The organism is Streptomyces sp. PU-14G (assembly GCF_041028275.1).
In the GTDB taxonomy this organism is placed as follows: Bacteria; Actinomycetota; Actinomycetes; order Streptomycetales; family Streptomycetaceae; genus Streptomyces.
In genome coordinates this window covers 1-10,738 of record NZ_JASKYT010000218.1, presented here as the reverse complement: position 1 = coordinate 10,738, position 10,738 = coordinate 1, and the positions used below count along the sequence as shown (strand labels likewise).

Annotated in this window: 8 protein-coding genes, 2 tRNA genes and 1 pseudogene; 2 read left to right on the top strand and 9 right to left on the bottom strand. The window is 70.4% G+C overall.

The window, feature by feature from the left end; all coding sequences use genetic code 11:
* Positions 1-1,400: pseudogene (locus AB8Z75_RS22870) on the top strand (regulator); the annotation flags it as partial.
* 99 nt (positions 1,401-1,499) lie between these two features.
* Here the strand turns inward: AB8Z75_RS22870 and AB8Z75_RS22865 are convergent.
* Positions 1,500-1,572, bottom strand: a tRNA-Ala gene (locus tag AB8Z75_RS22865).
* A 128-nt stretch (positions 1,573-1,700) separates the two neighbouring features.
* Here AB8Z75_RS22865 and AB8Z75_RS22860 point away from each other — a divergent pair.
* Complete coding sequence (locus AB8Z75_RS22860; protein ID WP_369204907.1) at positions 1,701-2,252, top strand: helix-turn-helix domain-containing protein; 552 nt, start codon at positions 1,701-1,703, stop codon at positions 2,250-2,252.
* 203 nt (positions 2,253-2,455) lie between these two features.
* On the opposite strand, the gene AB8Z75_RS22855 is transcribed toward AB8Z75_RS22860, so the two are convergent.
* The 8 genes from AB8Z75_RS22855 to AB8Z75_RS22820 form a co-directional block, all read right to left on the bottom strand.
* Entirely contained in the window at positions 2,456-2,590 is a 135-nt protein-coding gene (locus AB8Z75_RS22855; protein WP_220182642.1) for a DLW-39 family protein, read from the bottom strand.
* A 103-nt stretch (positions 2,591-2,693) separates the two neighbouring features.
* Positions 2,694-3,677, bottom strand: coding sequence for a YihY/virulence factor BrkB family protein (locus tag AB8Z75_RS22850; protein WP_369204905.1), 984 nt, complete (start codon positions 3,675-3,677; stop codon positions 2,694-2,696).
* 308 nt (positions 3,678-3,985) lie between these two features.
* A complete protein-coding gene (locus AB8Z75_RS22845) occupies positions 3,986-4,225 on the bottom strand; it encodes a hypothetical protein (RefSeq protein WP_369204903.1) in 240 nt (79 codons plus the stop codon).
* A gap of 197 nt (positions 4,226-4,422) precedes the next feature.
* Positions 4,423-4,496 (bottom strand) — tRNA-Ile (locus AB8Z75_RS22840).
* A 72-nt stretch (positions 4,497-4,568) separates the two neighbouring features.
* On the bottom strand, positions 4,569-5,129 hold the full coding sequence (locus tag AB8Z75_RS22835; protein WP_369204901.1) for a DUF3566 domain-containing protein: 561 nt from the start codon (positions 5,127-5,129) through the stop codon (positions 4,569-4,571).
* A 43-nt stretch (positions 5,130-5,172) separates the two neighbouring features.
* Positions 5,173-7,788, bottom strand: a complete 2,616-nt coding sequence (gyrA, locus tag AB8Z75_RS22830; RefSeq protein WP_369204899.1) for a DNA gyrase subunit A — start codon at positions 7,786-7,788, stop codon at positions 5,173-5,175.
* A 77-nt stretch (positions 7,789-7,865) separates the two neighbouring features.
* Positions 7,866-9,977: a DNA topoisomerase (ATP-hydrolyzing) subunit B gene (gyrB, locus tag AB8Z75_RS22825; RefSeq protein WP_369204897.1), complete on the bottom strand. Its 2,112-nt coding sequence runs from the start codon at positions 9,975-9,977 to the stop codon at positions 7,866-7,868.
* Positions 9,978-10,314: 337 nt separating this feature from the next.
* Positions 10,315-10,738 (bottom strand): DUF721 domain-containing protein (locus AB8Z75_RS22820; protein ID WP_369204895.1); only part of this gene is annotated, 424 nt, incomplete at its 5' end.

Genomic DNA, 10,738 nt, shown 5'->3' with positions numbered 1-10,738 from the left:
GTCGTCACACGGGGCAAGGACGGCCGCTACCGCCCCCCCACCCTCTGGACGTCCCCGCACCGGGGCAGCCGGCGCGGCACGGCGCGGTGCGTACCGCGGTCGGCTGGAGCCACGAACTGTGCCGCCCCACCGAACGCCTGCTGTGGGCCCGGCTGACCGCCTTCCCCTGCGGATTCGACGCGGCCTTCGCCGAGCAGGTGTGCACCGGCGGCCCGTTGCACCCCCGGGAGCTGCGCTCCTGCCTGGCGGGGCTGGTGAACAAGTCGGTCGTCACACGGGGCAAGGACGGCCGCTACCGGCTGCTGGACACCATCCGCGAGTACGGCCGGATGTGGCTGCGGGAACTGGGCGAGGAGGAACACGTCGCCGACCGGCACTCCCGGGTGGTGCTGGAGCTGTCCCGGCTGGCCCGCGACGAGTGGCTCAGCTCCCGCCAGCACGACTGGTACGCGCGGCTGGAGAGCCTGTACCACGACATCCGCGAAGCCCTGCGGTACCTGCTGGGCGCCGACCCGGAGGCGGCACTGGAGCTGGCCGGGAACGTGGCGTTCTTCTGGGTGTGCTGCGGCCACCTGTACGAGACCGACCACTTCCTGCAGCTCGCGCTGGCTGCCACCGGCCGCCCAGGGCCCCGGCGGACGCAGGGCCTGTGGTCGCTCGGGCTGGCCCACGTCCTCCAGGGCGACCACGCCACGGGACGCAAGTACGCCGCCCTCACCAGGGAGTCGGCGTGCGCGACGGGTGACGCGGAAGGGCTGCGCCAGGCCGCCTACCTGGACGGTCTGGCCGCTCTGCTGACCGGCCGCCCGCTGGCCGCCCTCGCGAGGGCCGACGAGGCCCTGCGCGGCGCCACGGGCCCTGACGCCTCCGGTTTCGGCGGCACGCTCTGCCGCCTGGTGCGGGTCTTCGCGTTCACCGGCGCGGGACGGCTGAAGGAGGCGCGCGAGACGGCCGAGACGCTGCGCCGCGCATGCGTGCGCACGGGGGAGTACTGGACGCGCTCCTACACCGACTACCAGCTGGCGCTGATCGCCCTGTTCGAGGGCAGGGCGGCCGAGGCGACCACGCACGCGCGGGACATGCTGGCTGCCAAACGCCGCCTCGGCGACCGCTTCGGCATCGCGCTGGGCCTGGAGCTGCTGGCCGCCTCCTGGGCGGAGCGCGGCGCCCCGCGGCACGCGGCACTCGCCTACGGCGCCAGCGCGCAGCACTGGGAGATCGTCGGCCACCACCAGCGCGGCACCCCCGAGGTCGCGCCGTTGCGGGAGCGGGGGCAGGCGGCGGCCCGCACACGCCTCGGCACGGCGGAGTACGCCGCGCTGTTCGAGCGGGCACTGCGCGCCGACCGCGACCAGGTGGTGACCTGGGCGACCGACCCGAAGCCCGCACCGCATCTGTGAGGCGCCGGGCCGCCTGGCCCTGGCGTGAGGCGCCGGGCGCCGCCCTGCGAAAAAGCTCCCCCGACCCGCGTTCTCGCAGGTCGGGGGAGCTGATCGACGTGGAGCCAAGGGGAGTCGAACCCCTGACATCTGCCATGCAAAGACAGCGCTCTACCAACTGAGCTATGGCCCCGTCCGCACCAGGATACGCGCTCTCGCGCACTCCTTCCGACCGGGTATCGCCCGCACCCGTCGCCGTCCGTAGGATGCACGGCAAGTTCGCGCGAGCGAAGTGACACAGGGGAGCCCAGGGGAGACCTCATGGACGCAGCAGCACAAGACGCGACGGCCAAGGCGCGCGAGCTCCAGAGTCAGTGGTACGGCGAGCCGTTGGGGACTCTGTTCCGCCGGCTGATCGACGACCTCGGCCTCAACCAGGCCCGCCTCGCGACGGTGCTCGGACTGTCCGCGCCTATGCTTTCGCAGCTCATGAGCGGGCAGCGCGCAAAGATCGGCAATCCGGCCGTCGTCCAGCGCGTGCAGGCCCTCCAGGAGCTGGCCGCGGAGGTGTCGCGCGGCGACGTGAGCGCGGCCGACGCGACGGGGCGGATGGACGAGATCCGGCGTACGGCGGGCGGCAGTGTGCTGAACAACGCCGCGCAGGCGGCTCCCTCCGGCAGTTCGCAGACCCCCGTCAAGCGTGTCGTGCGGGAGATCCAGGCTCTGCTGCGCTCGGTCTCGGACGCCGCCGACATCATCGACGCCTCGAACGCGCTGGCCCCCTCGCATCCGGAACTGGCCGAGTTCCTGCGGGTCTACGGCGCGGGCCGCACCTCGGACGCGGTCAAGCACTACGAGGCGCACCAGAACTGAGCGGCCCCGCGCTCACTCCCCGCGCCCCGCATCCCCTGGGCCGCGTCGCGAGCGCCCCGCCCCGCCCGTCCGCCTGTCCGCCTGTCCGCTCGCCCGGCCTGTCCGCCCGGCGCGCAGGCCGGGCCCGGCCACGACGAAGGCCCTGACCGCTCGGGGCGGTCAGGGCCTACTGAAACTCGTCTGGCGTTCGCTGTCGGCCGGGCTCACACACCCGAACCTGCGGGCACGGAGTCGGTCGCCTCCGTCCACAGGTCCTGCTCGGCGCGGTCCGCCTGGATCTGGCGGTACACGAGGAGACCGCCGACTGCGGCCAGTGCGACCAGGATCAGCTTCTTCACCGCGCTACCTCGTCCTTCATAGACATTCGACTTCCTGGCGGCCGATGATACCCAACGGCCCCGACGGACAAAGGGGTCGGCCCGGCCGGATCCCGGCGCGCCTTCAGGCCGTGCGGGAACGCTTCTTCCGCTTGGTGCGGGAACGCTCCTGCAACTGGAGCTCCCGCTCGGCGCCCGGCACGCCCTCGGCGAGCTGCCGGCCGCGTTCCCGCTCCGCGTTGAACTCCGCGCCCAGCAGGATGGCCAGGTTGGTCAACCACAGCCACACCAGGAAGACGACGATCCCGCCGAGCGCCCCGTAGGTCTTGTTGTAGGAGCCGAAGTTCGCCACGTAGAACGCGAAGCCCACCGACGCGACCAGCCAGATGACCAGCGCCAGCACGGCGCCGGGGAGCACCGAGGCGAAGCCGCGCAGCTTGGCGTTGGGCGAGGCGTAGTACAGCACGGCGATGATCAGGATGACGACCAGCACCATCACCGGCCACTTGGCCCAGTTCCACGCCGTGACCGCCGCGTCACCGGCTCCCAGCGCGTCCCCGGCCTTCTTCGCCAGCGGCCCGCTGACCACCAGGGCGATCAGCACGGCCGCCTGGAGCAGCACCGCGATCAGCGTCACCACCAGCTGTACGGGGCGCAGCTTGAAGAAGGAGCGGCCCTCCTCGACCTCGTAGATCACGTTCGAGGCCCGGATGAAGGCCCCCACGTATCCGGAGGCCGTCCACAGCGCGCCCAGTGCGCCGACGATCAGCAGGATGGTCGGTGTTCCCGAGCCGGACGCCATGGACTCGATCGGTTTCTTGAAGGTGTCCACGGCCGAGGCGGGGCCGATCGAGCTGACCAGGTCGGTCAGCGTGCTGACGATCTTCTTCGGGCTCATCACGAGGCTGACCAGTGAGATCAGCGCGATCAGAGCGGGGAAGATCGACAGGACCGCGTAGTAGGTGAGGGCGGCGGCCGAGTCGGAGAGGTTGTCCTCCTTGAACTCGGTCAGCGTCCGTTTCAGCGTCTGCCCCAGCCCGCCGCGCCGCTGGTGCGCGGGCCCCTCGGGCCGACGCCCCGAGGTCTTCTCCCGCTGCGCCTCGTCCACGGGTCCGGGCCCGCCCTCGGGCCCGCCACCGGGCTCACGTCCGCCCTCCGGCCTGCCTCCCGGACCGGCCTTCGGCGCGTTCTCCGGACCGTTCGCCGACCCGCCGGCCGACCCGTTCGCCGGGCCGCCGGCCGGACCGTTCGCCGGCCCGCCGGTCGGACCGTTCGTCGGTGGGTTCCGCGGCTCCCGCTCCGGCTCCGGCTCGGGCTGGGGACTGGTCATCACAGCACTCCGCTCGCCGAGGAGACGTCGGTGCTCCCGACGTCCAGGACGGGCTACCGGTACCAGGCCGGGAGGCGGGGCAAACGTCACCGCACGGCGCGCTGCCCGCCCGGCGCGGAGACCGTCCACGGCTCGCTGTAGCGGGACGCCGCGTCGGCGGCGAGCGCGGAGAGGGGACCGGCGAAGGAGCCCTCCGTGACGGACCTGGTGTCGTTGTCGGACACGCCCCCGCCCGAGGGCCCGAACGGCGCGTGGGCCACTGCGGTACCGGCCGTCCCGAGGGCGAGGGCGGCGACCGCTCCGGCGGCGCTCACAACGGTACGCATGCGCATGGTTTCTCCCTGGTCAGGCGGACGGCTACGTGGAGGAAGGCTGACCGCGGCGGGCGCCGAACAGTCCCGTCGGCCGCGCCTTCCACCCGATGAGCGCACCCGGCAAGACCGCCGGACACGCCGGGGAGGGGCCCGCACACACGACGAAGACCCGTCCCCCTTCGAGGGGGCCGGGCCTTCGTGTGCTTCGGTGCGGCTACCAGGACTTGAACCTGGGGCCTCTTCCTTATCAGGGAAGCGCTCTAACCGTCTGAGCTATAGCCGCTCGCTGCACCGAAAGATTAGCGCACTCGGGGCCGTGGTCCCAAATCGGTTTCCCCACCGTCCCGACGAGGGACTACTCGTCCTCCGCGAGGGTCAGCTCGACACCGCCGACGAAGCCCGCGGAGAGGTTGTAGATGAAGGCACCGAGGGTGGCCAGGGCCGTGGCCAGGACGACGTTGATCAGCGCGATGAGCGAGGTGAAGACCAGGACGCGGGGCAGCGAGAGGAAGGTCTCCAGATCGAAGCCGCCGTTGCCGTCGGCGCTGGTGGCCTCGCTGACGGTGCCGCCCAGGGTGGAGAAGACGCCCATCGCGTCCATCACCATCCACAGCACGGCCACCGCCACCACGGTGCACAGCCCCAGCGCCACGGCCAGCAGGAAGCTGACCTTCATCACCGACCACGGGTCGGCCTTGGCCACCCGCAGCCGTGCCTTGCGCGTCCGCGGCACCGTGCGGGCCCCGGTACGGGGCTTGCGCACGGTGCCGGACTGCCCCGATCCCTTGTCCTCCTGCGGGGAGGGGTAGGCCTGGGGCGGCCGGTGCGGCTGCTGCTCGGGCTGCGTCGGGGATGGTGGCTTGGCCTGCGGCTGAGGCTGCGGTTGCGCCTTCGGCTGAGGCTGAGCACCACTCACGCCCTGCTCCTCGTCCTCGTCGTCCTGGTCGTCCCAGTCGGTACTAGTCTTCGTCGGAGCCGGGCGCGTCCTGCGGCTCCCCCTCCTCGGGGTCGCCCACCGCGGCCTCCACTTCCTCGGCCTCACGACCGGCCTCGGCGTTGCGTGCGACGCCGACGACCGCGTCCTTCTTGCCCAGGTTGATCAGTTGGACGCCCATGGTGTCACGGCCTGTCTCGCGCACCTCGCTGACCCGCGTGCGGATCACACCGCCGCCGAGGGTGATGGCGAGGATCTCGTCGCTCTCCTCGACCACCAGCGCCCCCACGAGCTCGCCACGGTCCTCCACGATCTTCGCGGCCTTGATGCCGAGTCCGCCGCGGCCCTGGACCCGGTAGTCGTCCACGTTCGTCCGCTTCGCGTACCCCCCATCGGTGGCCGTGAAGACGAACGTACCCGCCCGCACGACATTCATCGAGAGCAGTTCGTCCTCCTCGCGGAAACTCATCCCCTTCACACCGGAGGTGGCGCGGCCCATCGGGCGCAGCGACTCGTCGGTCGCGGTGAAGCGGATGGACTGCGCCTTCTTGCTGACCAGCAGCAGGTCGTCGTCGGAGGAGACCAGCTCGGCGCCGATCAGCTCGTCGTCCCGGCCGTCGTCCATCTGACGGAGGTTGATGGCGATGACGCCGCCGGAGCGGGGCGAGTCGTAGTCCTTGAGCGGAGTCTTCTTCACCAGCCCGGACTTGGTGGCCAGCACCAGGTACGGGGCCGCCTCGTAGTCGCGGATGGCCAGGATCTCGGCGATCTGCTCGTCGGGCTGGAAGGCCAGCAGGTTGGCCACGTGCTGGCCGCGCGCCTCGCGCCCCGCGTCCGGCAGCTCGTAGGCCTTGGCCCGGTAGACGCGGCCCTTGTTGGTGAAGAACAGCAGCCAGTGGTGGGTGGTGGAGACGAAGAAGTGGTCGACGATGTCGTCCTCCTTCAGCTTCGTGCCCCGCACCCCCTTGCCGCCGCGCTTCTGGGCGCGGTAGTCGTCGGTCTTGGTGCGCTTGACGTAGCCGCCACGGGTGATCGTGACGACGATGTCCTCCTCGGCGATCAGGTCCTCGATGGACATGTCGCCCTCGAAGGGGATCAGCTGGGTGCGCCGGTCGTCACCGAACTTGTCGACGATCTGGCGCAGCTCGTCGCCGATGATCTGGCGCTGCTTCTCGGGGGAGGCCAGGATCGCGTTGTACTCGTCGATCTTCGCCTGGAGCTCGTCGTGCTCGGCGGTGATCTTCTGCCGCTCCAGGGCCGCGAGCCGGCGCAGCTGCATCTCCAGGATCGCGTTGGCCTGGATCTCGTCGATCGTCAGCAGCCCCATCAGGCCCTCGCGGGCCTCCTCGACGGTCTGGCTGCGCCGGATCAGTGCGATGACCTCGTCGATCGCGTCCAGTGCCTTGAGCAGACCGCGCAGGATGTGGGCCCGCTCCTCGGCCTTGCGCAGCCGGTAGCGGGTGCGGCGCACGATGACGTCGATCTGGTGGGCGACCCAGTGCCGGATGAAGGCGTCCAGCGACAGCGTGCGCGGCACGCCCTCGACCAGGGCCAGCATGTTGGCGCCGAAGTTGGTCTGCAGATCGGTGTGCTTGTAGAGGTTGTTGAGGACGACCTTGGCCACCGCGTCCCGCTTCAGGACGATGACCAGGCGCTGCCCGGTGCGCGAGGAGGTCTCGTCGCGGACATCGGCGATGCCGCCGATCCGGCCGTCCTTGACCAGGTCGGCGATCTTCAGCGCCAGGTTGTCCGGGTTGACCTGGTAGGGCAGCTCGGTGACGACCAGGCACTGGCGGCCCTGGATCTCCTCGACCTCCACCACGGCCCGCATCGTGATCGAGCCGCGCCCGGTGCGGTACGCCTCCTCGATGCCCCTGCGGCCCACCACGAGCGCCCCGCTGGGGAAGTCGGGGCCCTTGATCCGCTCGATGAGGGCTTCCAGCAGCTCCTCGTTGGACGCGTCCGGGTGGTCCAGATACCACTGGGCGCCGGCGGCGACCTCGCGCAGGTTGTGCGGCGGGATGTTGGTCGCCATGCCCACCGCGATCCCGGCGGAGCCGTTGACCAGCAGGTTGGGGAAGCGCGCCGGCAGGACCGTCGGCTCCTGGTTGCGGCCGTCGTAGTTGTCCTGGAAGTCGACGGTCTCCTCGTCGATGTCCCGGAGCATCTCCATGGCCAGCGGCGCCATCTTGCACTCGGTGTACCGCATGGCCGCGGCCGGGTCGTTGCCCGGCGAGCCGAAGTTGCCGTTGGAGTCCACCAGCGGCATCCGCATCGACCACGGCTGCGCCAGCCGCACCAGCGCGTCGTAGATCGAGGTGTCGCCGTGCGGGTGGTAGGTGCCCATGACGTCGCCGACGACGCGGGCGCACTTGTAGAAGCCCTTCTCGGGGCGGTACCCGCCGTCGTACATCGCGTACAGCACCCGGCGGTGCACCGGCTTGAGGCCGTCGCGGATGTCGGGCAGCGCACGGCTCACGATGACGCTCATCGCGTAGTCGAGGTAGGAGCGCTGCATCTCCGTCTCGAGGGCGACGGGCTCGACGCGGGCGCCTGCCTCGGTGTCCACGAGCGCGCTGTCGGGCGCGGGCGCGTTCTCGGGCGTGGGCTCGTCAGGGGTGGTGGGGGTCTCGTCGGCCATGTCTGAAGATCAAGTCCTTCTCTGTGTGCGGCACGCTTCGGGCACCCCGGCCCTGGTGGGGCGGGGGTGGGCCGACGTCAGATGTCCAGGAAGCGGACGTCCTTGGCGTTTCGCTGGATGAACGAGCGGCGGGCCTCGACGTCCTCGCCCATGAGGATGGAGAACAGGTCGTCGGCGGCTGCCGCGTCGTCCAGCGTCACCTGGCGCAGGACGCGGTGCTCGATGTCCATGGTCGTGACGCGCAGCTCGTCCGCGTTCATCTCGCCCAGGCCCTTGAAGCGCTGCACCGAGTCGTCCTTGATGCGCTTGCCCTGCTCGCGGCCGAGCTGGATGAGGCTGTCGCGCTCGGGGTCGGAGTAGGCGTACTGGTACTCGTCCCGGCTCCACTTGATCTTGTACAGCGGGGGCTGGGACAAGAACACGTGTCCGGACTCCACCAGCGGGCGCATGAACCGGAAGAGCAGGGTCAGCAGCAGGGTGTTGATGTGCTGGCCGTCGACGTCGGCGTCCGCCATCAGAATGATCTTGTGGTAGCGGAGCTTCTCGATGTCGAAGTCCTCGTGCACGCCCGTGCCGAACGCCGAGATCAGCGCCTGCACCTCGGCGTTCTGCAGGACCTTGTCGATCCTGGCCTTCTCCACGTTCAGGATCTTGCCGCGGATCGGCAGAATCGCCTGGTACTCCGGGTCACGGCCCGACTTGGCCGAGCCGCCCGCCGAGTCGCCCTCGACGATGAAGATCTCGCACTTGACCGGGTCGTTGGACTGGCAGTCCGAGAGCTTGCCCGGCAGCGACGCCGTCTCCAGCAGCCCCTTGCGCCGCGTCAGGTCGCGCGCCTTGCGGGCCGCGACCCGGGCCGTGGCCGCCTGGATGCCCTTGCGGATGATGTCCGCGGCCTCGTTCGGGTTCCGGTCCAGCCAGTCCGTCAGGTACTCGTGGACGATCCGCTGGACGAAGGTCTTGGCCTCCGTGTTGCCCAGCTTCGTCTTCGTCTGGCCCTCGAACTGGGGCTCGCCCAGCTTCACGGAGATGATCGCCGTCAGGCCCTCGCGGATGTCCTCACCCGTGAGGTTGTCGTCCTTCTCGCGCAGCAGCTTGCGGTCGCGCGCGTACCGGTTGATCAGGCCCGTCAGCGCGGCCCTGAAGCCTTCCTCGTGCGTGCCGCCCTCGTGCGTGTGGATCGTGTTGGCAAAGGAGTAGACCCCCTCGCTGTACTGGTTGTTCCACTGCATGGCGATCTCGACCGACAGCATCCGCTCGCTGTCCTCGGCCTCGAAGTCGATCACCGTGTCGTGGACCAGCTCCCCCTTGCGGGAGTTAAGGTAGCGCACGAAGTCCGCGATGCCGCCCTCGTAGTGGTAGCGGACCGCGTTCGGCCTGCCCTCCTCGTCGACGTGGCCCTCGCGCTCGTCGGTCAGGGCGATGGTCAGACCCTTGTTGAGGAAGGCCATCTCCTGGAAGCGCCGCGCGAGCGTCTCGAACGAGTAGTCCGTCGTCTCGAAGATGCCCGGATCCGCCCAGAACGTGACGGACGTCCCGGTTTCCTCGATCGCCTCGTTCTTCTGCAGCGGGGCCGTCGGCGTCCCCAGCTTGTACTCCTGCGTCCAGCGGTGGCCCTCTGTCTTGACCTCGACGGCGACCCTGGTGGACAGCGCGTTGACGACCGAGACACCGACGCCGTGCAGACCACCGGAGACGGCGTACCCGCCGCCGCCGAACTTGCCGCCCGCGTGCAGCACGGTCATCACGACCTCGACGGCCGGCTTCCCCTCCGACGGGACGATGCCCACGGGGATACCGCGCCCGTTGTCGTCCACCCGCACACCGCCATCGGCCAGCAGCGTCACATCGATCGTGTCCGCGTGCCCGGCCATGGCCTCGTCGACGGAGTTGTCCACCACCTCCTGGACCAGGTGATGAAGACCACGCTCACCCGTCGACCCGATGTACATACCGGGCCGCTTGCGGACCGCGTCCAGACCCTCCAGGACGGTGATCGCGCTCGCGTCGTACGACGAGGCGTCGGCCGCCGCCTCGGCACCTGACGCGACCGCGCCGCCACCCGCGGGGTCCGCGACAGCGCGCTCGCCGTGATCGGGGGTTACCTCCGCGGGCTGCGGCGGAGTCGTCTGCTCGTTCTCGTTGAGATCGCCGGAATCGGCCACGAAGCGCCCTTTCTGGCACAGCACAGGCCGTCTCCAGGGCAATGCGGAGCGGCTGCGTCGTTCGACATGTTCCGCAACGGTGCGGTAGTCCCCCAGTGTACCGGTGACTCAGATGTGAGTGGGGGTTTGCCGGTGCCTGAGTTGGCATGTGCCGCCCTGAACTGGCATCCGTCGACTCCCCATATCTGGACCGGGGGGCAAAGAGCTTCACAGTGGCGCTGAGCGCCTTGGCCCGTCTCCGGCTGTCCCGAGGCGCGCACACACCGCGACGACCCTGCGGAAAACCCCCACAAACCCACCGGAACCGCCCTCGGGCAGGGGCCCGGAAACCACCCAGGCGCCACCCGGACCCCACACGGGCTCACCCGTAGGTGTCGCCCGGCCCCCTGCTGCCGGGAGCACGCAACGGCCCGTACCCCCTGCGCGGCGCCTCCGGACCCCGCACCTTGATCATTTTCACGGTGCCCTGCCCCAGATCCTCGTTCAGCCGCGCCACCAGCCGCGGCGCCAGCAACCGCAACTGCGTCGCCCACGCCGTCGAGTCGCACCGCACCGACAAGGTCCGCTCCTCCTCGTCGTACCGCTGCGGCTCACAGTGCTGCGCCACCTGCGGCCCCACCAGCTGCGGCCAGCGCCCCATCACCCCGCCGACAGCCGCCGGAGTCTCCCACCCCCGCTCCGCGATCAACCTGCTGACGGCCGCACCCAACGGCAGCGGATCACGCCCGTCCCGACGCGCCCCCGACCGCAGACCGCCGCCCCGCCGGGCCTGCCGGCGCTGCTGC